At 67.7% G+C, this 22,390-nt stretch carries 33 protein-coding genes and 1 pseudogene; all 34 read left to right on the top strand.

Features of this window, described 5'->3' with window-relative positions; translation table 11 throughout:
- Nucleotides 1–63 precede the first annotated feature (63 nt).
- Complete coding sequence (locus tag ASJ79_RS13485) at nucleotides 64–291, top strand: hypothetical protein (RefSeq protein WP_067955914.1); 228 nt, start codon at nucleotides 64–66, stop codon at nucleotides 289–291.
- On the top strand, nucleotides 288–578 hold the full coding sequence (locus ASJ79_RS13480) for a hypothetical protein (RefSeq protein ID WP_067955912.1): 291 nt from the start codon (nucleotides 288–290) through the stop codon (nucleotides 576–578). The genes ASJ79_RS13485 and ASJ79_RS13480 overlap by 4 nt, the downstream gene beginning before the upstream one ends.
- A complete protein-coding gene (locus ASJ79_RS13475; protein WP_067955910.1) occupies nucleotides 575–763 on the top strand; it encodes a hypothetical protein in 189 nt (62 codons plus the stop codon). The genes ASJ79_RS13480 and ASJ79_RS13475 overlap by 4 nt, the downstream gene beginning before the upstream one ends.
- Nucleotides 763–984: a hypothetical protein gene (locus tag ASJ79_RS13470; RefSeq protein ID WP_067955908.1), complete on the top strand. Its 222-nt coding sequence runs from the start codon at nucleotides 763–765 to the stop codon at nucleotides 982–984. The genes ASJ79_RS13475 and ASJ79_RS13470 overlap by 1 nt, the downstream gene beginning before the upstream one ends.
- Nucleotides 981–1,580, top strand: coding sequence for a hypothetical protein (locus tag ASJ79_RS13465; protein WP_067955906.1), 600 nt, complete (start codon nucleotides 981–983; stop codon nucleotides 1,578–1,580). The genes ASJ79_RS13470 and ASJ79_RS13465 overlap by 4 nt, the downstream gene beginning before the upstream one ends.
- Entirely contained in the window at nucleotides 1,577–1,987 is a 411-nt protein-coding gene (locus ASJ79_RS13460) for a hypothetical protein (protein ID WP_067955904.1), read from the top strand. Before ASJ79_RS13465 ends, ASJ79_RS13460 begins: the two co-directional genes overlap by 4 nt.
- The gene (locus tag ASJ79_RS13455; RefSeq protein WP_067955981.1) at nucleotides 1,987–2,331 is read left to right on the top strand and encodes a DUF4326 domain-containing protein; all 345 of its coding nucleotides are present in this window, start codon (nucleotides 1,987–1,989) and stop codon (nucleotides 2,329–2,331) included. Before ASJ79_RS13460 ends, ASJ79_RS13455 begins: the two co-directional genes overlap by 1 nt.
- Nucleotides 2,328–3,368 carry a hypothetical protein gene (locus ASJ79_RS13450; protein WP_067955902.1) on the top strand — a complete coding sequence of 347 codons (1,041 nt, stop codon included), beginning with the start codon at nucleotides 2,328–2,330 and terminating at the stop codon, nucleotides 3,366–3,368. Before ASJ79_RS13455 ends, ASJ79_RS13450 begins: the two co-directional genes overlap by 4 nt.
- A gap of 160 nt (nucleotides 3,369–3,528) precedes the next feature.
- Complete coding sequence (locus ASJ79_RS13445) at nucleotides 3,529–3,726, top strand: hypothetical protein (RefSeq protein ID WP_067955900.1); 198 nt, start codon at nucleotides 3,529–3,531, stop codon at nucleotides 3,724–3,726.
- Nucleotides 3,723–3,941, top strand: coding sequence for a hypothetical protein (locus ASJ79_RS13440; RefSeq protein ID WP_067955899.1), 219 nt, complete (start codon nucleotides 3,723–3,725; stop codon nucleotides 3,939–3,941). Before ASJ79_RS13445 ends, ASJ79_RS13440 begins: the two co-directional genes overlap by 4 nt.
- A complete protein-coding gene (locus tag ASJ79_RS13435) occupies nucleotides 3,938–4,372 on the top strand; it encodes a hypothetical protein (RefSeq protein ID WP_067955896.1) in 435 nt (144 codons plus the stop codon). Before ASJ79_RS13440 ends, ASJ79_RS13435 begins: the two co-directional genes overlap by 4 nt.
- The gene (locus tag ASJ79_RS13430; protein ID WP_156448422.1) at nucleotides 4,369–4,650 is read left to right on the top strand and encodes a hypothetical protein; all 282 of its coding nucleotides are present in this window, start codon (nucleotides 4,369–4,371) and stop codon (nucleotides 4,648–4,650) included. Before ASJ79_RS13435 ends, ASJ79_RS13430 begins: the two co-directional genes overlap by 4 nt.
- Complete coding sequence (locus tag ASJ79_RS13425; RefSeq protein ID WP_067955891.1) at nucleotides 4,650–4,856, top strand: hypothetical protein; 207 nt, start codon at nucleotides 4,650–4,652, stop codon at nucleotides 4,854–4,856. The genes ASJ79_RS13430 and ASJ79_RS13425 overlap by 1 nt, the downstream gene beginning before the upstream one ends.
- A 62-nt stretch (nucleotides 4,857–4,918) precedes the next feature.
- Nucleotides 4,919–5,506: an HNH endonuclease signature motif containing protein gene (locus tag ASJ79_RS30985; protein ID WP_156448421.1), complete on the top strand. Its 588-nt coding sequence runs from the start codon at nucleotides 4,919–4,921 to the stop codon at nucleotides 5,504–5,506.
- A 1-nt stretch (nucleotide 5,507) separates the two neighbouring features.
- Nucleotides 5,508–5,909, top strand: coding sequence for a hypothetical protein (locus ASJ79_RS13420; protein ID WP_067955889.1), 402 nt, complete (start codon nucleotides 5,508–5,510; stop codon nucleotides 5,907–5,909).
- On the top strand, nucleotides 5,906–6,358 hold the full coding sequence (locus ASJ79_RS13415; RefSeq protein ID WP_067955887.1) for an AAA family ATPase: 453 nt from the start codon (nucleotides 5,906–5,908) through the stop codon (nucleotides 6,356–6,358). Before ASJ79_RS13420 ends, ASJ79_RS13415 begins: the two co-directional genes overlap by 4 nt.
- Before the next feature lie 199 nt (nucleotides 6,359–6,557).
- A complete protein-coding gene (locus ASJ79_RS13410) occupies nucleotides 6,558–6,950 on the top strand; it encodes a hypothetical protein (protein WP_067955885.1) in 393 nt (130 codons plus the stop codon).
- The gene (locus ASJ79_RS13405; RefSeq protein ID WP_156448420.1) at nucleotides 6,919–8,646 is read left to right on the top strand and encodes a terminase large subunit; all 1,728 of its coding nucleotides are present in this window, start codon (nucleotides 6,919–6,921) and stop codon (nucleotides 8,644–8,646) included. The genes ASJ79_RS13410 and ASJ79_RS13405 overlap by 32 nt, the downstream gene beginning before the upstream one ends.
- 13 nt (nucleotides 8,647–8,659) lie before the next feature.
- A complete protein-coding gene (locus ASJ79_RS13400; protein ID WP_067955883.1) occupies nucleotides 8,660–10,066 on the top strand; it encodes a hypothetical protein in 1,407 nt (468 codons plus the stop codon).
- On the top strand, nucleotides 10,053–11,303 hold the full coding sequence (locus tag ASJ79_RS13395) for a head maturation protease, ClpP-related (RefSeq protein WP_067955880.1): 1,251 nt from the start codon (nucleotides 10,053–10,055) through the stop codon (nucleotides 11,301–11,303). Before ASJ79_RS13400 ends, ASJ79_RS13395 begins: the two co-directional genes overlap by 14 nt.
- A 1-nt stretch (nucleotide 11,304) precedes the next feature.
- On the top strand, nucleotides 11,305–11,670 hold the full coding sequence (locus ASJ79_RS13390; RefSeq protein ID WP_067955878.1) for a capsid cement protein: 366 nt from the start codon (nucleotides 11,305–11,307) through the stop codon (nucleotides 11,668–11,670).
- Nucleotides 11,671–11,708: 38 nt separating this feature from the next.
- Nucleotides 11,709–12,674: a hypothetical protein gene (locus tag ASJ79_RS13385; RefSeq protein WP_067955876.1), complete on the top strand. Its 966-nt coding sequence runs from the start codon at nucleotides 11,709–11,711 to the stop codon at nucleotides 12,672–12,674.
- The gene (locus ASJ79_RS13380) at nucleotides 12,671–13,039 is read left to right on the top strand and encodes a hypothetical protein (RefSeq protein WP_067955874.1); all 369 of its coding nucleotides are present in this window, start codon (nucleotides 12,671–12,673) and stop codon (nucleotides 13,037–13,039) included. Before ASJ79_RS13385 ends, ASJ79_RS13380 begins: the two co-directional genes overlap by 4 nt.
- 1 nt (nucleotide 13,040) lies before the next feature.
- Nucleotides 13,041–13,253 carry a hypothetical protein gene (locus tag ASJ79_RS13375; protein ID WP_067955872.1) on the top strand — a complete coding sequence of 71 codons (213 nt, stop codon included), beginning with the start codon at nucleotides 13,041–13,043 and terminating at the stop codon, nucleotides 13,251–13,253.
- Nucleotides 13,253–13,615 carry a hypothetical protein gene (locus ASJ79_RS13370; RefSeq protein ID WP_067955869.1) on the top strand — a complete coding sequence of 121 codons (363 nt, stop codon included), beginning with the start codon at nucleotides 13,253–13,255 and terminating at the stop codon, nucleotides 13,613–13,615. The genes ASJ79_RS13375 and ASJ79_RS13370 overlap by 1 nt, the downstream gene beginning before the upstream one ends.
- A complete protein-coding gene (locus tag ASJ79_RS13365; RefSeq protein WP_067955867.1) occupies nucleotides 13,615–13,962 on the top strand; it encodes a hypothetical protein in 348 nt (115 codons plus the stop codon). The genes ASJ79_RS13370 and ASJ79_RS13365 overlap by 1 nt, the downstream gene beginning before the upstream one ends.
- Before the next feature lie 2 nt (nucleotides 13,963–13,964).
- Entirely contained in the window at nucleotides 13,965–14,339 is a 375-nt protein-coding gene (locus tag ASJ79_RS13360) for a hypothetical protein (RefSeq protein WP_067955865.1), read from the top strand.
- Nucleotides 14,339–14,746 carry a hypothetical protein gene (locus ASJ79_RS13355; protein ID WP_067955863.1) on the top strand — a complete coding sequence of 136 codons (408 nt, stop codon included), beginning with the start codon at nucleotides 14,339–14,341 and terminating at the stop codon, nucleotides 14,744–14,746. The genes ASJ79_RS13360 and ASJ79_RS13355 overlap by 1 nt, the downstream gene beginning before the upstream one ends.
- A gap of 97 nt (nucleotides 14,747–14,843) precedes the next feature.
- The gene (locus tag ASJ79_RS13350) at nucleotides 14,844–15,866 is read left to right on the top strand and encodes a hypothetical protein (RefSeq protein ID WP_067955861.1); all 1,023 of its coding nucleotides are present in this window, start codon (nucleotides 14,844–14,846) and stop codon (nucleotides 15,864–15,866) included.
- Between the two features lie 103 nt (nucleotides 15,867–15,969).
- Entirely contained in the window at nucleotides 15,970–16,509 is a 540-nt protein-coding gene (locus ASJ79_RS13345; RefSeq protein WP_067955859.1) for a hypothetical protein, read from the top strand.
- Complete coding sequence (locus ASJ79_RS13340; RefSeq protein WP_067955858.1) at nucleotides 16,469–16,852, top strand: hypothetical protein; 384 nt, start codon at nucleotides 16,469–16,471, stop codon at nucleotides 16,850–16,852. The genes ASJ79_RS13345 and ASJ79_RS13340 overlap by 41 nt, the downstream gene beginning before the upstream one ends.
- Before the next feature lie 113 nt (nucleotides 16,853–16,965).
- Nucleotides 16,966–20,178 (top strand): transglycosylase family protein, encoded by a 3,213-nt coding sequence (locus tag ASJ79_RS34865; RefSeq protein WP_304439113.1) that lies wholly within the window; start codon nucleotides 16,966–16,968, stop codon nucleotides 20,176–20,178.
- Complete coding sequence (locus ASJ79_RS13330) at nucleotides 20,142–21,923, top strand: hypothetical protein (RefSeq protein WP_156448419.1); 1,782 nt, start codon at nucleotides 20,142–20,144, stop codon at nucleotides 21,921–21,923. Before ASJ79_RS34865 ends, ASJ79_RS13330 begins: the two co-directional genes overlap by 37 nt.
- Nucleotides 21,911–22,390 (top strand): annotated as a pseudogene (locus ASJ79_RS13325) (hypothetical protein); the annotation flags it as partial. The gene ASJ79_RS13330 and the pseudogene ASJ79_RS13325, both read left to right, overlap by 13 nt.

The raw sequence follows: 22,390 nt of genomic DNA, 5'->3' as shown, positions 1-22,390 counted from the left end.
CCTCGACCTGATGCTGTACGCCCGCTGGCGCCGGCGGCTGCGCCGGAGTGCGTGGGGGCGGCGATGAAGTTCCCCAACCTGGCCTCAATGCTCGACGGCCTCGACGTCAACGAGCTCAACCCCGTCCGCTGCTGCGTGTGCGTCGCGCTCGGGCACCGGGATGTCCGCGTGGCGACCGTGGTGCGCGGCTATGCGGTGTGCCTGGACCACATTGCGATCGACGAGCACCTGTCGCTGCGGTCGTACGTGGACGCGATCACGGAGGCGTTCGGCGGGGGTGGTGCGCGGTGAGCGACAGGTTCCGGATCCACAAGACCGACGCGCCCGGATTCCCCTGGGCCATGGACTACCCCGACGGATTCACGGCGCCAGGCGGGCCACTCGGGGTCGCGTGTACCACCTTCGAATACGCCGTCGCCGAGTTCATCGACGCTGCCGACCGCCAGTGTCCGATGTGCCGCCGTGGTGCGGTCGTCGACACCGACTGGGGCTGGGAATGCGGCGCGTGCGGGTCGTACGACGTCGCGGTGGGGTGCACTCGCCCGACGACTGGTGAGTACGTGGGCGGTGCGCGGTGAGCTTCGAGGCGAAGTACCAGGGCCGCTGCGCCGAGTGCGACGACCGAATCGAACCCGGCGAGCAGGCCACCTACGCCGACGACGACCTGGTGCACGTCGCGTGCGAGACCGAGCCCGCGCGTGAGGACGATCCCGACGAGGTGTGCACGGCGTGCAGGTTGGTGCACAGCGGGGAGTGCTTCTGATGGCGATCTACCTCGAGGTCATGTGCAACTACGACTGCGGCCGCATGCTCACGGTCGAGGGCGATCGACCCCAGGGCGCCAACGGATACACGCCCAAGGATGTGGTCTACCGCTGGCTCGGTGAACGCGTCCTCGACACACTGCGCGAGCATCACAAGGTCTGCCCGCGATACACCCAGGAGCACAAGCCCGATCGGCATTTGCGGGTGGTGAAGCCGTGATCATCGTCGGCCTGGACCCCTCGCTCACATCAGCGGGTATCGCGATCCTGCGCGACGGTCACCCCGTGTTACTGACCTCGCTCGGCCACACCTCGCAGGGCAAGAGCTTCGAGCACCGCTCACGCCGGATCGTCAGCCAGTGCCGCGCCATCATCAACGCGATCGCGCTACCCACCGCACCCGTGCAGACACCGGAGGAACTGGTGCCGGCCGATTGGAAGCGCATCGACCTTGTGTGCATCGAGGAACCCGCCTGGCAGCTCAATATGCCCAGCGCGCACGACCGGGCAGGGCTGTGGTGGGGCCTCTACAGCGCGCTTGCTACCCGGCGCATTCCAATCGCCGTCATCAACCCCCGGTCACGCGCGAAGTGGGCCACGGGCAACGGCAACTCGGACAAGAAAGCCGTCACTGCGGCCGTGCGCGAGACCTGGCATCCGTGGCGCTCGCGGATACGCAACGACGACATCGCCGACGCGCTCACACTCGCCGAGATCGGGGCGCGGCAGTACGGCGAGCCGCTGCACTTCGAGCCCAGGAGGCGGCACGTGGAGGCGTTGGTGGATATGCACTGGCCGAAGGGGGTTCGGGTGTGAGCGTCGAGATCCGTCACGTCGTCGTCGGCGACTGCGACTGCGGCGTACCGAAATACTCATGGGAACCGCACAACGGGCACGAGCACTACTGGGAGTGTGCCTACGGACGCATCCCGAGCTTCGACGTCGACAACCCCGCGCCGTTGATCCTCGCGGGCCGGGATTGGGTCCACGACGTGCTCAAAGAAGGCGGCAAGCGCACGATCGGCGACCGGTTCTACACCATCACCGCGGTCCCTGCACCCGATGAGCACGGCGACATCACCGAAACCGCGCACCTGCGGATGTTCCAGCGTCTCGACTACCGCGGCCGCAGCTGGACATGGGAACTCGAAGCCGCCCACTGGGCCGACCCACCGACCCGCCACAACAACGCGCCCATCTATCTCGGAAGGTGGCCGGACTGATGCCTCAGCGGATCCAGCGCAAGCGCACCAAGGGCTGGCGGATGCCCGAGGGCGCGATCTACGTTGGGCGGCCGACCATCTTCGGTAACCCGTTCGTCATCGGAGCGATAGCCGACCGTCGATACTTCGGCATCGTCCAGCAGATCGAGGTAGCAGGTCCGGCCCACGCCGTGGAGCTCTACCGCGATTGGCTGACCAACCCGCACAGCAGCTTCATCACCGGCTTCGCCCGTATGCACCCCACGCTCATCATTGACAAGCTCCGCGGCCGCGATCTCGCCTGCTGGTGCCCACTCTCGTCTCCCTGCCACGCCGATGTGCTCCTGGAGGTCGCCAACTCGTGAGTCAGAGTCAGTGCCAATCATGTTCGGCCCCAACGGATCTCTACATCTGCCCGCGATGCGTCGAGGAGCTGCGCGCCCAGCTGCACAGCCTCGCCCACGGCCCCGAGGTCAACGGGCGACCCACCGCGGGACTGCTGGACAACCTGGCCGATGTCGTGCTCAAGCTGACCAAACTCAACGCCAACGGCGGGCACCGCAAAAAGGGCGACGAGATGCCCGTGCCGTACCTGCCCGACGTCGGAAAGATGGTCAGGGACAAGAAGACCGGCGAGGAAACCGACGAGCCCGTGCTCTCACCGCAGGGCCGCGCGTCCCAGCTGCTCGCGCAGGCACGCAACACCCTGAGCACACAGGTGCGCGATCTGTGTGAGCACCGCGGAATCGACGTCATGCGGGCGTTCCGCGTGGTGCCGGCCGACATGGTGGGGCCACTCATGCCCGGCTGGCGGCGCGCGTCCATCAGCCCGTGGGTGGTATCCATGCCCGAGGCGGCTGACTGGCTGGCGTGCAACGTGCACGCGATCTCGTGCGACGAGGCCGCCGGCCAGTGGCGCGCAGAGATCGACGCGCTGGTGCGGGCGATCAAGCGCACGATCGACCGCCCGGTGCGCTACGAGCTGCTCGGCCTGTGCATCACTCAGGTCGATGGCAGCCGGACGTGCGACTACGCGCTGCGGGCCCCCGAGGATGCCATCGAGGTGCGATGCCCGAAATGCCGCACCGTGCGCCGCTGCGACACCGTGCGCGCCCAGGGGCAGAGCGACGCGCGCAAGGCGCTGATCACGTGGGACCAGGTGCTCGAAACCAACAAGCGCCAGCCCGATGGCTGGCGGGTCCATGAGCGCACACTGCGCGACTGGCGGGCCACGGGCGTCATTCCGATTCGCGGATACCTCGCCGCAGATGGCAAGAGCCACTGGGTGAATCGGCACAGCGAGGACGACAAGCCGCTCTACAAGTGGGGCGACGTCGAGCAGCGGCGCAGCCAGAAGCGGTTGCCGCGGGGTGAGCGCAAGCGGACGAGGGCGGGGCGATGACACGCCATCTGGTAGTCGTCGCCGGTCAGTGCCACTATCCGTGGTATATGCTGACGATCGTTGCCGCGATTTCTGTAGCGGCGCATTCCCAAAAACGCCCCGTGAGCCCCTCGGCCCGGGGCGTTCGTCGTCTCAACTGCTCACCCCCAGGAGCTCCGTCATGCCCGTATCCGTCTCAGTTAACTGCCCGCTATGCCCGGGCGAGCTCTCGATCCCGGTCGAAATCGAAATCGAGACAGTCAGCCGCCTCTCTCAGCGCGCGCCGATCGACGTCAACGTCAGCGCCGAGATCGCAGACGAGGGCCGCGAGCGCATCGCGGAGCACCTGCGCGTGGCGCACCCCGAGGTGCAACCGTGACCACACGCAACAGCATCGGCCGTGCGCTACTGCGGCTCGCCGCGAAGGTCGACGCCGGTCCGTACGTGACCTACACGCGCACCGTGCGCACACCGCAAACGTGGGAGGCGAAGCTGGCCAGCGGATTGGCGGGTCGTCGACCTCAGTTGCCGAGCATGGCGCCACCGCGGCCGTCGTACTGGCGCCGCCTGTGGAACGCGTTGCTCGGCCGATGACTGGTCAGTACGCCGAGGCGATCGAGCGCATCGCGCCCGGTCTCGCCACGCTTGTACACCCAGGCGACGTCGACACCCCGCCGTTCCCGATGCATCTGTCGGTGTTCCAGACCGCCACGCTGCCCGAGGCGATGGTCCAGGAGCTGGCCGAGGACATGGGTATGCCCAGCCCCGACATCGCCAAGCACTTCCTCGAAGCGCTCTCACATCTGGCCGACACTCTGGGCTACGAGTCGTTCACGCCCAAGGCTGAAATGGCCGATCTGCGCGCGGCGGCCACCGCCAACGAGGGCAAGCGCAACGAGATCAAGCAGTGCCGGACCGTCTGCGGCGAACCCGCCTACCGGATCATGTTCCGCGACTTCAACACCGACGAGCCCATCGTGCCGTGCGAGACCGCGCCGGGGCATGACTGCAAGGCGAGGCGATGAGCAGGTCACACGAGAAGCGAGAGGCCGTGCGCGCCATCATCGCCGCTCACAACATCGCCCGGGCGATGCAACTCTCATGCGAACTCGGCTTCGACAAGAGGCCAGTGGCGCTGATCTCGCCACGCGCCATCAAGCAGGGCGCCGGACGTGGGCTCACTGCCGACATCGTGCTGATCGACGACCAGGTCGACCTTGGCGCCGACGGCATCGAGACCCTGCGGTCGACGCTCATCGGCAGTGGTGGGCAGATGTACCGGCTGAGCAGGGTCGAGAACTGATGGCCCACCTACGCGTCGAGGTCGACCACCAGGAGCTGTTCGACGGCGAGGTCGAGGACTGGAACCCGACGCCGAACATGCCCGAGCTCGACCATGGCGCCGGCTTCGCGAACCTGCCCAGCGACGTGCGCGAGGCGCTGACGCTGGCCATGGCCAAGACGCTGGAGAAGATCACCGGCTACCGAGTTCGCGTTTACATCAAGTGAAAGCGGCCCGAGCGGGTGCTACCAACACCAAACTCGGGCCTGACCGACGTGGGAGGTCGGCTGTGGCAAAGCGTACGTGCTCGATTGAGGGATGTGGACGTAAGCACAAGGCGCGCGGTCTGTGCCAGGCGCATGCTCTTCGACTGAAGAAGTACGGCAGCGTCGATGCCCAGCGGCCGATCCGACCGCAATCGCGGCCAGCCGACGAGCGGTTCTGGGAGAAGGTAGAGAAGACCGACGCCTGTTGGCTCTGGACAGGTGCCCTAACCGACGGGTACGGCCACTTCGCCATTGGTGATGAGCGCATACTTGCTCACCGACTCTCGTACGAGTGGTCGGTTGGTCCGATCCCCGACGGGCTTGCTCTGGATCACATCTGCCACGTGCGGCGGTGCGTCAGGCCTGCACATCTACGCCTTGCAACGTGGAAGCAGAACGCGGAGAACCCCTCTGGACTTCGATCGGATAACACATCGGGTGCCCGTGGGGTCTATTGGAGCGCACCACTGCAGAAGTGGACGGTCTTCGTCGGGCACTTCGGCCGACAGTATTACGGCGGCTCGTTCGACACCTTCGCCGAGGCTGAGGCAGCGGCGATAGCCAAACGGAACGACCTGTTCACGCACAACGTGAAGGATCGCTCGGCCTGAGATGCCGACCCGTCGAGCAGCGCGTAAGACCACCACCGAGAAGGGTCTCGGCTGGGAGCACCAGCAGGCCGTAGCGCGGCTGCTGCGCAAGCTGATCGACGGCTCACTGTGCTGGTGGTGCGGACTACCGATGTTCAAGGATCGCCTGCGCAACTGGGACCGTAAGACGCTCGCCGGTGACCACAGCGTGCCGCGCGTGGCCGGCGGAAAGCTTGCCGATCGCCTGCTCCACGGCACCTGCAACTCGCAGCGCCAAGATGGCCGCTACGACGACGTGCGACCCACGGTGATCGGATGCCACCCGCGAGAGTGGCTGCAGCGCATGCGCGATATGGGTCGTATCGGCGCCGCTGCATCGGTGCCTAGTGTGGACGCTGACGCCGAGCTGGCGATGGACTGGTGACGCTCTACCTCGTCACCGGCCCACCTGCGGCGGGCAAGTCCACCTGGGTGCGTGAGCATGCTCAGCACGGTGACATCACCATCGACTACGACGCGCTGGCCTCGGCCCTCACGCCCGCAGGCGGCGCACCACACGACCACCCCGTGCACGTCAAGGCCGTGACCAAGGCAGCACGGCAGGCGGCCATAGACACCGCACTCACGCTGGCCGACGAGCACGACGTGTACGTCATCCACTCCACACCCAGCGCACGGCTGGTGCAGCACTACCTCGACCACGGTGCGCAGGTCATCACCATCGACCCGGGCCAAGCGGTGGTGCTCGAACGATGCCGACAGGAGCGACCATGGCGCATCGGCCAGGCGGCCAAGCAGTGGTATCGGGACGGTCACGCCAGCAAACTGCCCGCTGCAGCCAGCAAACCCGACTCGGTGGCGATGGACTGGTGATGGCGGCGCGCGACCTGGGGAAACGCGCAGGCGCATGTGGACGAATGACGACCAGCGAACGCCTGCAACGCGCTGACCTGCTACGATGCCGCCAGGGCTACCCCCCCTCAAAAAGTTTGCTGGGGGTGGGGGTTCCTGACCCGGGGGGGCCGTCAGGGGATTTTTTTTCGAGCCGACCGTTTGCTGGCTGGGCGGCCTGATGGCGGCCCGTCCAGCAAACTCGACCAGCAAACCGGCAAAGCGCACACCGGCGAAAAAGGCCACCCCCGCGCCCCCGAAAACCGCCGGTCAGCGCGTATTCGACGAGCTCAGCGACGAGCGCGACACGTTCTCGCTGCGGCTACTGATCGAGCAGCTCGCCGACCTGGCCGACATCAACGAGAAGCTTCGCCGGCTGACCTCGGGCGAGCTCAAGGAGTGGGTGAGCCTCAAGCTCGGCCCGCAGGTTGTCGCCGTGATGATCGACGATCCGATCAAGCGCCGCAAGGAGATCAGCACCGAGATGCGCCAGTTGCTCTCCGAGATCTACAAGCAGCGCGCCGACCTGCCGATCGATCCCGATGACGACGACGACCCGGCCAAGAAGTACTAAGCCGCGCACGGCGCCGACGCCCAAGAAGGCCACCCCGACTCCGAAGCGTCCGCCGACCCGCAAGCGCGAGCGTCCGCAGTGGCCCGAGTGGGTCGGGTCGTGGCCGCGACTGAAGGGCCGCCAGTTCCCTGAGTTCGAGTCCAAGCACGACGGCGACGAGCACACCCAGGCGGATCGCTGCGGCCGCTTCGGCTTCGATGTCGGACTGCGGCCGATGCCGTGGCAGTGGCGCTCGCTGCAGGGCATCCTCTCGGTGCAGCCGCCGACGGCCGAGGAACTCGAGGACGCCGAACGCGAAGGCCGGGAGCCGGTCTCGCTGTGGACGCACCGCGACGTGTGCATCGAGTGGACGCGCCAGCAGGGCAAGACGCTGCTGATCGTGCTGCTGATCCTGTTCCACATGTTCGTGCTGCAGTCCAAGCGTGTGATCTACACCGCGCAGCGTTGGTCGACGGCCTACGACGTGTTCAAGCGCGTGGTGGCCGTGATCAACCGGGTGCCGATGCTTAAGCGGCAGCTGGCCGAGAAGCCCTCGAAGGCCGGCAACCGCTGCGTGATCCGGCTGCTCAACGGTGCGGAGATCGAGTTCGGCCCGCGCTCACAGGACTTCGGTCGTGGCTACACCGAGATCGACCTGCTGATCATCGACGAGGCCTACGACGTCGACGCCGACGAGGAGAACAACCTCACCGGTGCGCAGTCGGCGGCGAAGAACCCGCAGACGATCTATATCAGCACGCCGCCGGTGGCCGACGCGCACCCGAAGTGTCAGAGCCTCGCCGACCTGCATCGGATGGGCCACCGTCAGGCGCCGGATCTGTACTACGCGCTCTACGCCGCGCCGCGGGACATGTCACGCGACGACCCGCAGGCCTGGGCGCTGGCGCAGCCCTCGTACGGCGTGGCCACCAATGAGCGTGAGATCCGCTCGAAGCGTGCGAAGGCCAAGACGGTGGCCAAGCGGGCGATCTTCGACGCGGACTACCTCGGCTGGGGCGACTACCCGCCCGACGAGGACGAGATCGGCTCGCCGATTCCCGAAGACGTCTGGGAGAGCATGAAAGCAGCGCGCGGGGCCGACGGGCGGCCGGCGGTGCGGCTGACCGGCTCGCGCACCATCGCGGTGCACCGTTCGCGCAACCGCAAGGTGTGGTCGATCGCTTCGGCGCAGATGACACCCGAGGGCCGCGTGCACGTCGAGGTGGGCCCGTTGCGCACGGGCTCGCATCACCAGATCGCCGAGTACCTGATCGCCAAGGTGGCAGAGTGGAATCCGGTCGCGCTGGTGATCGACCGGAAGAACCCGGCCAACGTGCTGGTGCCGCTGCTGATGGCCGCCGGCATCGAGCCGGTGCAGACCGGTGCGCCGGAGGCCGCCGCGGCGTGCGACGGATTCCTGAGCGACGCCCTGGACGCGAAGCTGTCGCAGGCCGATCAGGAGATCCTCAACGACTCGGTCATCAGCGCGTCGCTGCGTGAGCTGCCCGGCGGCGACGCGGCCTGGGCCGAGGACGACGCCGGCGTGGCGGGTCCGCTCATTGCGGTGTCGCTGGCGCACTGGGCACTTCGCAAGTTCGGCACGAGGCCCAAGCGCAAGACCGTCGCTCCGCGCACCGGTGCCCGACGCGCACCGACGCAAGCCCGTCCGAAGCGCCGCCCGAAACCCGACTTTGACCCGATGACCGCCGCTTTCTGACGAGAGGAGCGCCGTGGCACCCAAGACCGTCGCTCCTCGCACCGAGAAGGGCTACGTCAACCCGATTGCCGGCAGCCTATCCGGCTGGGGCGCTCCGATTGATCAATTCGAGACCCACCCGGAGCTGACGTGGCCGAACTCGGTGTGGACGTACAGCCGGATGGTGCGCGAAGAGGCGCGGATCTCGTCGGTGCTGCGTGCTATCGAGCTACCGATCCGTCGGACGACGTGGCGGATCCGGCAGAACGGCGCGAGCGACGCCGCCACTGAGGTGGTGGCCCGCAGCCTCGGCCTGCCGATCGAGGGTGACTCCGACGACGTACCGACGGGCCGGACCAAGGGCCGGTTCTCGTGGCGGCAGCATCTGCGCGAGGCGTTGAAATGCCTGCAGTACGGCCACGCGGTGTTCGAGACGATCTACCGTCCCGAGGGGGAGTGGGCCTACCTGCACAAGCTGGCTCCGCGCCCGCAGTCGACGATCTCGTACTTCAACGTCGACCGCGACGGCGGTCTGGTGTCGATTCAGCAGTGGCCGCCTGGCACATTCGCCGCGCCCGGCATGCTGATGATGGGCATGAACGGCATGGGTCAGCCCATCCCGGTCGACCGCCTGGCGGTCTACACCCACGACATGGACCCGGGCGTGTGGACCGGAAACAGTCTCCTGCGACCGGCTTTCAAGAACTGGAAGCTCAAGGACGAGCTGATTCGCATCGAGGCCGCCGCGATCCGACGCCACGGCATCGGTGTTCCGTGGATCAAGGGCAACGAAGCCGACTCCGAAGACGAAGGCCGCATGGGCGAGCTGCTCGACATCGCCTCGTCGTACAGCGGTGGCGAGTCGGCCGGTCTCGCGCTGACCGAGGGCGAAGAGGCCGGCATCATGTCGCCGACCGGCACCCCAATCGACCCCCGGCGGGCGATCGAGTATCACGACCATCAGATGGCCCTCGTCGCGCTGGCGCACTACCTGAATCTCGAAGGCAAGGGCGGCAGTTACGCACTGGCCAGCGTGCAGGCGTCCACGTTCACCGATTCGGTGCAGACGACCGCCGAGGATCTGCGCGACGTCGCCCAGGCCCACATCGTCGAGGACATTATCGACTGGAATTTCGGCCCCGACGCGCCGGCCCCCCTGCTGGTGTTCGACGAGATCGGCCAGGATCTGGCCGCCGCGGCGCTGCAGATGCTCGTCGCGGCTGGACTACTCACCCCCGACGACCGGCTTGAGCAGTTCCTGCGCTCCAACAGCGGACTGCCCTCGGCAGACCCCGACACCGCACGCGATTCGGAAGGCGACTCCGAAGGCGCGCCCGAGGCGCCGGCAGCGCCGCAGACACGCAACGCCGCGGCACGAGCCCGCCAGCGCCGCGAGCATCCCAAAAACGCGCAGAGGAGCTTGTTCGATGAACGTGACTGACTGGTACCAGACCGAGGATGCCGAACCGCGCCAGTGGTATTCGGTGCAGAACAAGGCCGACGATCCCAAGACCGCACAGGTCGAGATCTACGACGACATCATCCCGTTCTTCGGCGTCAACGCGGCCGACTTCCGCAACGAGCTCAAGGCGCTCGGCGACGACATCGAAACCATCGACCTGCACGTGCACAGCCGCGGCGGAAACGTCTACGAGGCCGTCGCGATCATGAACACGCTGCGTCAGCACAACGCCAAGGTGGTGACCACCGTCGACAGCATCGCTGCATCGGCCGCCGGGTTCATCGCCGTCGGCGCCAGCGATGAGCTGGTCGTCGCCGAGAACGCCGAGATCATGGCCCACCTGCCGTGGGTGCTGTCGATCGGTGACGCCAACGACATGCGTAAGACGGCGGATCGCCTCGATCAGATCGGCAACAACATCGCCTCGATCTTCGCCGAGAAGGCCGGCGGCACCGTCGAGGAGTGGCTGCAGGTGCTCACCGACGAGACGTGGTGGTCGGCGCAGGAGGCAGTCGACGCGGGCATCGCCGATCGCGTGCTCAAGGCCCCCAAGCGCAAGACCGCCGCGAAGTCGGGGACGAAGAACAGCTTCGACCTGTCCGTGTTCAACCATGCCGGGCGTGACCATGCGCCAGCGCCGCGGAAGCCGCAGGCGCACAACGGGACCCCTCAGGGTGACGAGCCCGAGGCCGAGAAAGGAAAGGAGCCCACCGTGGCCCTGAGTGAAAGCGCGCTCCAGAAGCTCGGCCTTGACGCCGACGCCGACGACAGCGCGATCGAAGAGGCGATCAACAAGCTCGCCGAGCGGCCGACGACGGTCGTCAACAACGCTGAGCCGAGCGCCGAGGACATCACCAAGGCGGCCGAAAAGTTCGGTCTGACCGTGATGGACAAGGACGTTCGCGACAAGCTGGTCGCCGACGCCACCGCCGGCGCCGAGGCCCGCGCCCAGCAGGTGCGTGAGGCCAACGACGCGGTGATCGCCGAGGCGGTCTCCAAGGGCAAGATCAGCCCGGCCAACGCCAAGACCTGGCGCGAGTCTCTCGACGGCGACGGTCGCGACCAGGCCCTCGCGCTGCTGGCCACGCTGCCCGAGAACCGCATGCCGGTCGAAGAGATCGGCCACGGGGTGAGCTCGGAGAACTCGCCCGAAGACAAGGACAAGACCGAGATGTTCGCCATGGTGACGGGCGTCGAGTACGGAAAGGACCTCTGAGATGGCCGATTACACCCCCATCTTCAAGCCCGGCGTCGAGGTCACCCTCACGGCGTCGGCGGCCATCACCGCCGGTCAGGCCCTGGTGGTCTCCGGTCAGCAGACCGTCGCGCCGTCGGCCGGTGCAAGCGCCGCCTTCGCCGGCATCGCTGCGACCGACGCTGCCAGCGGTGAAAAGGTCGTCGTGATCGGCCCCGCCGTTCACGAGCTGACCAGCACCGGCACCGTCGGCGAGGGTGATCTGCTCGTCACCGCTGCCAGCGGCGCTGTCGCGGCTGCCGGCGCAGAGCCCGCCGCGGGCACCATCATCGGCCTCGCACTGGCCGACGCCGCATCCAACAAGGTCATCGCCAAGACGTTCCGCTGACGCGGGCGGCCCGGTAAACAGAAAGCGAGACAACGCAAATGGCAAGTGAGACCTACCCCCCGGGACCGCCCACCATCTCGGGCGACATCATCTCGACCAACCGGTTCCTCAAGGACACCCCGCTGGTGGCGCGCGCGATGCGCACCATCGAGCAGGAGCAGCTCGTCAGCGACAAGCTGCTGACCGGCCAGTCCTACACCGAGTCCGGCGCGGTGGAGTACGAGCAGGACGAGGACATCTACGCCGACCGAGAGCCGCGGGCGATCGCGCCTGGCGGTGAGTACCCGCTCACCCCGATCAGCGCGGGCGAGCTGCAGCTCGCGAGCACGGTCAAGTGGGGCCAGGACGCGGAGATCACCGACGAATCGGTGAACCGCCGCCGCAACAACCCGGTTCGCCGGGCCCTGGTCAAGCTGGTCAACTCCAGCGTCCTGAAGATCGACGGCATCGCGATGTCGGCGATCAACTCGCAGGTCACCCAGAGCACCGCAGCCGCGGCGGTGTGGACGTCCGGCACGCCGAACATCCTGCGCGACGTGCTCAAGGCCGTGGCTCAGCTGCAGAAGCTCAAGATCGGCCTCATGCCCGACACCATCTGGGTCGACCTCGACGTGTTCGCCGCGGTGGCGTCCGACGAGAAGCTGATGGCGCTGTTCTCACGCGAGACGGCGGGCATCAACAACTCGCCGGTCCAGGCGGGCCTGAACAGCCCGTACGTCAAGCGCACTGGCGGCCTGACGTGGGTCACCAGCCCCGTCGCGCCGATCACCAACTCAGCCATGGTGCTCGACTCCAGCCGCCTCGGCGAATTCGTCGACGAGCTGCTGCCGGCTCCCGGCTACGTGCGGGCCACCGGCCCGGGCGGGCGTCCGGTCGGCATGACGCAGGTCAAGACGATCCGTGACGACGACAACGATCGCTGGCGCGTGCGCGCTCGGCGTATCACCGTGCCGGTCGTCACCGAGCCGCGTGCGGCTTGGAAGATCACCGGGGTGTCGGCATGAGCTACCTGGTGATCGCCCCCTGTGTCATCGCCAAGGACCAGGAGGGCAAGAACCAACATCGCTACGAGGGTGACCGCATCGCGTGGCTGTCCGACGAGCAGGCCGAGCACTTCGTGTCCAGCGGCCTGGTGGAGGAGATCGGTTCCGCGGCAGCGGAATCGACCGAGGAGCTCGGCGGTACCGACGGCAGCAAGCCGGACGCCGACGCCACCAAGGACGTCCTCATCGCGTGGGTGCTGGCCAACGTCGTCAAGGACGACGGCAGCGAGTACTCCGAGGCCGAGCTCAAGCGGATGAACAAGGACGACCTCTGGGCGCTGATCAACGCCGTCGAGGACGATCCCGACGCCGGATCGGAGGACTGAGATGGCCAAGTACACCGTGGTCAAGCCGATCGCCGTCACTGTCGGCGAGGGCAAGAACGCTGCCGTGAAGCATTTTTCGCGGCCGGGCACCGTGGTCGAGCTCGACGACAAGGCCGCGGCACCGTTGGTCGAGGCCGGTCGCGTCAAGGCGGCACCGGCGCCGGCCGAACGCCCGAAGGCTCGCCCACGCACCGAGGGTGACGCCGAGGGCTGATGGCAGCCTTTCTCGATGTAGCGACGTTCGCCACCTGGGCCAAGCGACCCGACTGGTCGTCTGACCCGGTGGCGACGGCGCTGCTCGATCTCGTCGCCGACTGGATCCGGGAGCGCAAGCCGGACCTGGCCGACGACGATCAAGCCGCGCGGGTCGTCTCGTTCGAAGTGGCGCGCGACACGCTGATGTACGGCGACCTCGGCCCGTTCTCGCAGGCCGAGAAGCGCACGGCGCACAGCTCGCGCTCATACACCCTCGACCGTGGCGTGATCGAGAAGTTCATCACCGATCGGCACCGCCGTATGCTCGGGATCTCGTTGCGGGCCGCACCCCGTGGCCACTTCCCGAAGTGTGATTACTGATGTGGTGGGACACACCCGGCGGCGACACCGTGGTGCTGCTCAAGCGGCCCGAGCGGACCACGCGGCGGCTGCCGACCGATCCGCCGGCGGCCGACGATCAGCGCCTCACCAAGACCGGCTGCCACGTCGAGATCCAGCGCCCCGTAGAGAATCTCGACCTCGCGACGGTCAACGCGGAGATCGCGTGGGTGTTCCTGCCGGTCGACGACGACGCCGCGGGCATGTTGCCCAAGGACGCGATCGAGTTCAACGCCCGGGTCTACGAGATGCAGGGCCCGGCCGTCGTCGAGCGCGTGGACGGTGAGGCCGTGCAGGTGTGGTGCACCGCGAAGTGGGAGCAGGGGTAGCGATGTCGGCATCCGTCGAGTTCAACGTCTCGCTCACCGAGATCGAGCGCGAGATCCTCGTGCAGGCCAAGCAGCAGAACGAGGTGAAGGTTCGCGGCCGCGAGTTCGCCGAGCGGGTCAAGGACACCGCGGTGGACTACTCGCCGGTCGACGAGGGCCGCTACGCCGGCGCGTGGCACGTCGAGGACCGTCAGCGCACCGTGAACGGCATGCCGGCCTGGCGGGTGAAGAACGACGACCCGAAGGCGAACATGATCGAGAACGGCACCGGCCAGAACGGGCCGCGCGGACAAGGTGGTTCGTCGCCGGAGTTCGCCGTACGCGCCCGCACCGCGGCGCATTACGGCGGCACCGAGGAACTGATCGAGGCCGACTGATGACGCTGGGCCGCTCGGCGCCTGATGGCGTCGAGGCGCTGATCACCGTGCTCGACGCGCTCGACGGGACCGCCGACTACCGGCGCCCATCGGGGGAGACGGTTCCGTGGTTCATGGTCACCGACGCCGCGTCGGGCGTGAACACCAAGATCAGCGATCGCGGCATCTACTCGGTGCACACCTTCCACCCCGACTACTGGGAGGCCAAGCGGTACGCCTTCGCCGCCGACGACCTGATCCTGTCGCTCGGCCCGCCGCTGGCTGCGCAGGAGCGCATCACGCTCGCCGACGGCCGGATCGCGTACTTCGACGAGGTCGTGCAGTCGCTGCGCCCCCACGAGTCGTGGTACAGCGACGACCTCACCCGGTTCATCGGTCGCTACGCGATCACCGGACGTCTCACCTAGTCCAACCCACATTCGACCCCGGCCACCGGTGCCGGGGTTTTTCGTTGCCCGCCTTGCCTTTACGGGTGCAGGGCAATTCTGGAGAAAGGAAACCCGAATGACCCTGCCAAGCACCGGAGTTCCGTGGAAGAACACTCACGGAATCTCCACCAACCCGCTCGCGATCTTCCAGGGCATCGTCACCAACACCCTGGTCCGCGACTACATGGGCGGCCTGACCAACCTGTGCGACCCGGTGATGGGCACCGTGCACGACGACGAGCTGGGGCGTGATTTCTTCACCCCGTTCGCCGGTGACGGGCTCTACCGCGACGATCTGCACGATCCCGACTTCCCCGGCGGCCAGTGGTGGGATCCGGGCCTGATCAACGATGACGGCTGGGAGTTCTCCCCGGACTTCGACACCCAGGCGGTGCGCTCGGGTCAGTCGATCCGCGCGGTGCGATGGAACGAGACCGCTCAGGACGACGAGCTGTCGGTGACCTACCAGGAGGTCAACGACGTCACCGAGAGGCTGCGGCACAACAAGCCGCTGGTCAACGTCCGCGACATCGGCTCGGTGGGCTACGTGTCGGCCGCCCCGATGGAGCCGACCCGCGTCGAGCGCCAGATCATCGCGCTGCTGGAGGACGGCGACAAGCGCCTGGCCGTGATCTTCCCGCGGGTGGGCCGCAAGAACACGGGCAAAACGCAGGCCTCGCGCAAGAACCAGTTCGAGCTGCCGACGACATGGGGCGCGCTGCCGTGCCCGTTCGCCGACACGCCGTTCTACATCGTGCCCGAGGGTGCGGGCTGGCGTGGACTCGGCGGCGCTCCGGTGTTCTCGGCCGCACCGGTGGCCACAGCCGGCGCCGCGGGTGCCGCCACGGTGGTGTTCGTCATCCCGATGCTGCAGAACGACCCGCCGCCGGACGACTTCACCTACGCCTACGAGAAAAAGGTGGGTGCGGGCGCGTGGGAGTCGGCGGGCGCGCCGACCGAAACCTCGGCGACGAGCACGCAGATCACCGCGGAGTTCACCGGCCTTTCGGCGGGCTCGACCCAGTTCCGTGTCGTCGCGACGGCGCAGAGCGGCCAGTCGACGACCTCGGAGCCCTCGGCCGCGGTGACCATCACCTAACCCTCGATCCCTCGCCGGACGTGTGCCACCTGGGGGCGGCGCGCGTCCGGCGAGTCTCGCATGCCCCCAGCCGCCCCCACGCCCCCGAAAGGACAGCCCCCGAATGGATCTCATCGAATCTGCCGCCGCCAAGCGCGAGCAGGCGCCGCAGGACGCGCACGACCAAGCGGTCGAGCACGACAGCTTTTTCGCCGACGACATCTACGTCGCGCCCAACGGCGAGCAGTTCCCCGTCCCGGTGTACGAGGAGCTCGACGACGATCAGCAGGAACGCCTCGACGCGGTGCAGCACATGCTCAACAGCTGCGACCGCTTCCCCGACGTGACGATCCCCGGCTACACCGAAGAGACCGTCGACGACGACGGCAAGGTGACCCGGCGCATTCACCCCGAGCGCACGGCCCCGGGTGGTTACAAGATGCCCTACGAGAAGGGCGGTGAACGGGTCTCCCCGCCGGCGAACGTGCAGCTGACCGAGGCTCTGCTTGGTGATGAGCAGTTCGCGAAATTCAAGGCAGCCAAGGGTAAGTCGAGCGTCTTCGTGAAAATGTTCATGGAGTTGCAGCGTCGCGTGCAGGAGCGTGAGCAGTCCGATCCCAAAAGTGAGGGCGGTTCTGCCGACGTGGCGGAAGTTTCCGACTGAGATCCGCTACGACCTCTCCGCGGTTCACCACCGCTGCATCGGCGAATGGCACCGCGGGGAGATGTCGAGCAACGAGCTGATCGACCTGATCGAACACCTCGACGACCGATCGGCATTCAAGACCGCGCTGCGCGGCGGTGACTGGTGCATCGACCAGTACGTGGCGGCGCGCACGGCCAATGAGATCGCGCTTTCGCGCGCCGACGGCCGCGACTACGAGCCCGAGCTCATCTACTCGCCGGCTCAGCAGCACGCGCAGAGCGAGCGCGAGAGGTTCCGGCGCGAACGGCACTACAAGGCGCGCGAAGAGATGACACGCAAGCAGCGAAAGGCGGTGAGCTGACAATGGCGGTGGAACTCGACGTCGTCACCCGGCTCAACGAGCGCTCAGCGCTCACCGCCGCTCGCCAGGCGCACTCGCACTGGGATCAGGCCAGCCGCACAACTGGTGACACAGTGCAGCGCAACCTCGGCGCCGGGTTCGATCGAGCCCAGAAGGCGGCTGATAAATCGGCCGTAGCCATGGAGCGGTCGTTCAGTCGCGTTGCCGACGCAACGGGGCGGGTGCGGATTGAGCAGGAGCGCTACGACGCACTGGTGCGGTCAGGGGAGACGGACCGGGTCAAGCTCATTCAGCAGTCCGAGCGTTTGGCGACAGCGCGGCGTGCCGAACTGTCGGCCACCCGGTCGGCGGGCCAAGCGCACCGCGACCATGCGGAGAATCTGCGCAAGCTGCAGAGCAATTCGCAGGGCCTTCTGGGAACCCTTATCGAGGTCGGCCAAGGCATTGCAGCGCTGGGGAGGGTTGGCGGCCCGGTCGTCATCGCCACAGCGGCCGTCGGCCTCACGCAGCTCGCGGGTGCGGCGGCAATGGCAGCGCAGTCGCTGTGGCTTCTGCCTGGCGCGATCGGCGCTATCGGCGCGGCGTTCGGCACGATCAAGCTGGCCACGGTCGGCCTCGATGACGCATTCTCCAACATGGGCGACCCGGAGAAGTTCGCCGAGTCGCTGCGTGAATTGGCGCCCAGCGCACAGCAATTCATGCTGTCGATCCAGAACATGATGCCTGCGCTGACCAACCTGAAGAACGCGACGCAAGACGCGTTCTTCGACGGCGTCGGGCCGCAACTGAACCAGTTGGCCAACGCGTTCCTCCCGGCGATCCAGCAGATGACCACCGGTGTGGCGAGTGCGTTCAATCAGATGTTCGCCGGCGTGACCAGCCAGCTGATGACCCCGGGCACCTCGGGCGCGATTCAGGAGTTCCTCAACAACGTCGCCGCGTCGTTCCAGCAGCTGGCCCCGGCCGCCGCGCCGCTCACCCAGGCGCTCGCCGACATCATGGCTGTCGGCTCCGGTGTGCTCCCTCAGTTGGCGACAGCCGCAGCGCAAGCCGCGCAGTCGTTCGCTACGTTCATCGCCGAAGCCCGCGCGTCGGGCGACCTGCAGCGCTGGCTCAGCCAGGGCCTGGAAGCGCTCAACATGATCGGCCAGATCGCGTGGGACGTCGGGCGGGCGTTCATGGCGCTCGCACCCGTCGGCGCCGAGCTGCTGCCCACGCTGGTTGACGGCTTCAACACGCTCGCCGAGATCATGCCCGTGCTCGTCGAGGGCGGCGGGCTACTGGTCGATGTCTTCCGCCTCATGTCGGGCGACATGTCTGCTCTGCCTGACCTTTTCAGCCGGATCGGCGAATGGGGCGTCGCAGCCTTCAACAGGGTGCGCGACGCGCTCAACAGGATGTTCGACCCGGTCCGCGAGGGCATCGAGCTCTTCAACAAAATTCCGGGCGTCGCCGACATCCCACAGATTCCCGACTTCGGTGGCGGCTCAGGCGGCAACGCTGGCGGCTTCTCCGGGGGCGGTGGCAGTTTCGCGCCCCCCGCTGGCGCGACGGCCGGCATCCCGGGAGCTCCTCCCGGCGGCTTCGGCCTCCCGTCCGGCCGCCCCGGCGACTGGTGGAACGGTGCGGCGGGTCACCTGACATCGGGGTTCGATCCGGGTGAGCAGTACCGCCGCGATCTGCAGGAGCGCACAGCCGCGGCCGGCACCGGCGGCGGTGGCCGCGGCGCCAAGACGCCCGAAGGCCTGACGCCGAACGCGGCTCAGCTCCAACGTGTTCTGCAGCAGATGTTCCCGGGCGTCCAGGTCAACGCCGACGTGGGCCGTCGGGACTCCTTCGGCGAGCATTCTTCCGGTGAGGCGCTCGACATCATGGTCGGCAACAACCGGATGCTGGGCGATCAGCTCAACCGGTGGCTGCTGCAGAACTCGGAAGCCTTTGGTCTGCAATACAACCTGTGGCGTCAGGCCCAGTGGGATCCCTCGGGCGAGATCCGGCCGATGGCCGACCGCGGTTCTCCGACACAGAACCATATGGACCACATCCACGCCCGGGTGCGGCCCGGCGAACCAGCCTCGGGCAACTACATGCCGCTGGGGGCTCACCCGTACCAGTCGGGTGTGCAGAACGTCGCGGTCGAGAGCTTCGGCTCGTCGGCGCAGTCCGACCTCAGCGGCATCGGCGGCCAGCTCGGCGCGCAGCTCGATCAGGACTTCGGCATCTCCAAGGGCCTGCCCGGCCTGGCCGAGAACGCGGTGAAGTTCGTCGGCAACCTGTTCTTCGCTCCGTTGCTCACCGCGCTGCAGGCGCTCGCCGGCGGCCGGCCCGACGAGGGCAGCGGCCTGATCGGCATGATGGCCGCGGCTGGCGGTTACGGCAGCGGGGGGGCCGCGCACGGGATGCGGATGGGTGCCGCGCCAGGTCCGCTGATGTTCGGTGGCCCGTCGGCCATGGGCCCGGCCGCGCTGCAGCCGCCGTGGTCTGCCGACTGGAACGCGATCGCGCAGAAGGAATCCTCGGGCAACTGGGGGATCAACACCGGTAACGGCTACTCGGGCGGGCTGCAGTTCTCGCCGTCGAGCTGGGAGGCCGCTGGTGGCACCCAGTACGCGCCGGCCGCGCATCTGGCGACGCCGTTCCAGCAGGCGATGACCGCCGAGAACCTGCTCAAAATGCAGGGTCCGGGCGCCTGGCCGAACACCTTCGTGCCCGGCAGCAGCGGCCCCGCAGGCCCTGGCGCTCCCGGCGGCCCCGGCATCCTCGGCCTGCCGTTCGGCGGCGGGGGCTCCATGCTTCCCGGCACCGGCATGCCGGGCGCGGCACCGCTGAGCACCGGCGGCATGGCCTACCCGACGGCCGGCGGCGGCGGATTCCAGGGCCTCGGTGGCATGCCGATGGACGCCCTGATGATGGCCACCTCCGGACTCGACGCGCTCGCCCCGGGTGCCGGTGCTGCGGCCAAGATCGGCATTCAGCTCGCCAACCGCACCGTCGCCTACCTGGGCCAGGTGGCCGGCATCGGCGTCTCGGGCCTGATGGAAACTCTCTCGCTCGGCGACAACCCGATGGGCAGCCTGGGCAAGTCGTGGTTCGGCCGCCTCGCCGGTGGATTCGCCGGCGCTCGGCCCGCGCTGCCGAACACGGCGGGCCAGGCCGCACCCGCAACGCCGTCGAGCAAGGATCCGCGCGCCGCGGCGCAGCAGGGTCTGGCCGCGATGAAGGGCGGCGACACGAACATCACCGTCAACAACAACCGGCCCACCGAGGACGGCACCGGTCGTGACATCGCGTGGCACGTCTACAGCCCGGCTGGACGGCAGGGATGATCGCCGACACCTACCCGGCCAAGCGTTACCCGGCCAACCCGCTCACGCCGCAGGGTGCGCGCCATCTGCTTGAAGGCCGCCACCCGGTTATCCGGTTGCGGTCGCCGGACGACTCGGTGCTGTTGGAGCTGTTCGGTGGTGCGTCGATTCCCGACTGGGGTCTGTCGCCGGAGTGTGTGCAGCTGAAGTCGCCGCCCGAAGACCTCATCGCCGGGTGGCGGTTCATCGACCAGCAGAGCGCGAACGAGGACGGCGTCAGGAACCTCGGTGTCGTCAACGAGGCCGTCGAGATCAAGCTGCCGATCGTTGTGCACGCGCGCAACGGCATTGAGCTGCGCAAGATGCTCAACACGCTGTTCGGGTCACTCGATCCTGAACGGACAGGCACCTTCTCGTGGTGGACGCCCGAGTTCGGCTACTGGTACGGCCCGGCGCGGTGGTTCAAGCCCCCGCGCGAACCCGTCGCGATCAGCGGCGACGAGTGCACCGCTGAGACCACGATCGCCGTGCGCATCGACGGCGGTTTCTTCCGCGGCCTCGACGACGTCGCGCAGTTCGGGTTCGCCTATGACGAGATGCGCGATGACTTCGAGGTCGACTACTACACCGATCTCGGACCGAACTGGCCGATCCGGTACTTCGGCCAGGGCGGCGGATACGTGTTCGCGGCACAAGGTCAGTTGCGCTGGCGCGATGACCCGAATCGCCGGATCGGCACCGAGGGACGCACTTTCGTCGCTGGGCCGTACGACGACGGCGAGTTCAGCGAGACCGAGACCGACTACCAGGTGCTGGAGTTTCAGCTCGGCAAGATGTTGGAGTTCGGCGCGGCCGACGACGGCTGGGTGCGCATGGGCCGCCACGCCGATGGCTCGTGGAATGGCTACGGCACGCGGATCCGCGTCACCGGAGGCTCGATCCGGCTGAGCGCGTTCAACAACTACCACGAGACGCACGTCGAGACGTGGCCGATCTTCCCGCCGCCGCTGCCCGGCGAGTACATCCGCGTCGAGGCCGGCGACCCGGACGCCAACGACGGCGAGGGTGACCCGCGGATCTTCCGCGTGAAGCGCGGATGGGTCAAGGCGTCGATCACCACGTTCAAGACGCGCGACGACGCCGGGATCACGCCGTTGGGCGCGAGCTTCCGCGGCGGCGGGTGCGGTGGTCACGCGTCGGCCGCGTGGATCGGCCAGGGTACACCAGCATCGCTGACGTTCTTCTCGCTCGGCGACGCGAGCGTGGTCACGCAGTCGGGCGTCATCCCGCGCCTGAACATCGGCACCGTGCCGCGCTGGGACCGGTACACCCTCTACGGGCCGGGCACGTTCGAGATCGCCGCGGGCCCGGGCTCGACGCAGATGGTCAAGTTCGGGCCGCTGCTGCCCAATCAGATCGTCCGGCTCAATTCCGACGGCAGCGGCAAGCGCGTCTTCGACGCGACGAAAGTGCCGGCGACCGCCGAGGAGTTGCTCGAACACCGCGAGATGCTCGACGAGCTGAAAGACCTTGCGCCACTGGGCCACGACAATCTGACATTGCAGGCCAACGCCTCGGCCTACGGGGTGGTGCCGCCGCAGGGCAACCTGCACCAGCTGCTCGAAGGGTGGTTCACGCGCCCGATCCCCGCGAAGCCGTCGGGGCTGCCCGCGCAAGAGGTCAACGTCGCGGTGTCGATCTCGGGCGGTAACAGCAACTCGCGCATCATCGCGTCGGGCACCCCGTTGCGTCGGTGGCCGCAGTGATCTCCTCCGTCGAGGTCGATCAGCTGCTCGACCGCTGGGCCGAGGATCTTGACGCCCATCAGCCCTGGCGCGCCGCGGAGGCGGTCGACCGCCTGGCCGAGGCGTTCGAGGACGAGAACACCGACTACCACGTCACCATCACCGACGCGTTCTGGAACCCGGTCGGCACCGCTAACGACTTCATCGAGGTCACCGGCCAGGTGCCGCGCAACGCCGCGCCGACGGCGCAGCTGAAGCTCCCTGAGGGTCACTGGGCCAACGACCATCTGGCCAACTGCCGCAACACGATGGTCGGCGTCATCATCGAGACCGAGGGTGTCAGCGAGGCGTTCTACGTCAAGCACCACACCGAGGAGCTCGGCGAAGACGGCGCGTGGACGTACACCGCCGAGCTGGTCGGCGTCTCCGACATCCTCAACGCCCAGCCGATCTTTCGCGGCCGTCATGGGCGTAGTGAGGCGGCAGGG

This window comes from Mycobacterium sp. NAZ190054 (genome assembly GCF_001545925.1).
In the GTDB taxonomy this organism is placed as follows: domain Bacteria; phylum Actinomycetota; class Actinomycetes; order Mycobacteriales; family Mycobacteriaceae; genus Mycobacterium.
Note: the sequence above shows the minus strand (reverse complement) of the source record. Positions and strands in the feature narration are given on the sequence as shown.

What these genes read in the sequence shown, in the direction of transcription:
- ASJ79_RS13350 (WP_067955861.1), top strand. Translation starts at nt 14,844, where the DNA reads ATGACCCTGCCAAGCACCGGAGTTCCGTGGAAGAACACTCACGGAATC.
- ASJ79_RS13370 (WP_067955869.1), top strand. Translation starts at nt 13,253, where the DNA reads ATGGCAGCCTTTCTCGATGTAGCGACGTTCGCCACCTGGGCCAAGCGA.
- ASJ79_RS13430 (WP_156448422.1), top strand. Translation starts at nt 4,369, where the DNA reads ATGAGCAGGTCACACGAGAAGCGAGAGGCCGTGCGCGCCATCATCGCC.
- ASJ79_RS13380 (WP_067955874.1), top strand. Translation starts at nt 12,671, where the DNA reads ATGAGCTACCTGGTGATCGCCCCCTGTGTCATCGCCAAGGACCAGGAG.
- ASJ79_RS13365 (WP_067955867.1), top strand. Translation starts at nt 13,615, where the DNA reads ATGTGGTGGGACACACCCGGCGGCGACACCGTGGTGCTGCTCAAGCGG.
- ASJ79_RS13470 (WP_067955908.1), top strand. Translation starts at nt 763, where the DNA reads ATGGCGATCTACCTCGAGGTCATGTGCAACTACGACTGCGGCCGCATG.
- ASJ79_RS13405 (WP_156448420.1), top strand. Translation starts at nt 6,919, where the DNA reads ATGACGACGACGACCCGGCCAAGAAGTACTAAGCCGCGCACGGCGCCG.
- ASJ79_RS13355 (WP_067955863.1), top strand. Translation starts at nt 14,339, where the DNA reads ATGACGCTGGGCCGCTCGGCGCCTGATGGCGTCGAGGCGCTGATCACC.
- ASJ79_RS13435 (WP_067955896.1), top strand. Translation starts at nt 3,938, where the DNA reads ATGACTGGTCAGTACGCCGAGGCGATCGAGCGCATCGCGCCCGGTCTC.
- ASJ79_RS13485 (WP_067955914.1), top strand. Translation starts at nt 64, where the DNA reads ATGAAGTTCCCCAACCTGGCCTCAATGCTCGACGGCCTCGACGTCAAC.
- ASJ79_RS13420 (WP_067955889.1), top strand. Translation starts at nt 5,508, where the DNA reads ATGCCGACCCGTCGAGCAGCGCGTAAGACCACCACCGAGAAGGGTCTC.
- ASJ79_RS13445 (WP_067955900.1), top strand. Translation starts at nt 3,529, where the DNA reads ATGCCCGTATCCGTCTCAGTTAACTGCCCGCTATGCCCGGGCGAGCTC.
- ASJ79_RS13385 (WP_067955876.1), top strand. Translation starts at nt 11,709, where the DNA reads ATGGCAAGTGAGACCTACCCCCCGGGACCGCCCACCATCTCGGGCGAC.
- ASJ79_RS13425 (WP_067955891.1), top strand. Translation starts at nt 4,650, where the DNA reads ATGGCCCACCTACGCGTCGAGGTCGACCACCAGGAGCTGTTCGACGGC.
- ASJ79_RS13395 (WP_067955880.1), top strand. Translation starts at nt 10,053, where the DNA reads ATGAACGTGACTGACTGGTACCAGACCGAGGATGCCGAACCGCGCCAG.
- ASJ79_RS13455 (WP_067955981.1), top strand. Translation starts at nt 1,987, where the DNA reads ATGCCTCAGCGGATCCAGCGCAAGCGCACCAAGGGCTGGCGGATGCCC.
- ASJ79_RS13410 (WP_067955885.1), top strand. Translation starts at nt 6,558, where the DNA reads ATGGCGGCCCGTCCAGCAAACTCGACCAGCAAACCGGCAAAGCGCACA.
- ASJ79_RS13375 (WP_067955872.1), top strand. Translation starts at nt 13,041, where the DNA reads ATGGCCAAGTACACCGTGGTCAAGCCGATCGCCGTCACTGTCGGCGAG.
- ASJ79_RS13360 (WP_067955865.1), top strand. Translation starts at nt 13,965, where the DNA reads ATGTCGGCATCCGTCGAGTTCAACGTCTCGCTCACCGAGATCGAGCGC.
- ASJ79_RS13390 (WP_067955878.1), top strand. Translation starts at nt 11,305, where the DNA reads ATGGCCGATTACACCCCCATCTTCAAGCCCGGCGTCGAGGTCACCCTC.
- ASJ79_RS13345 (WP_067955859.1), top strand. Translation starts at nt 15,970, where the DNA reads ATGGATCTCATCGAATCTGCCGCCGCCAAGCGCGAGCAGGCGCCGCAG.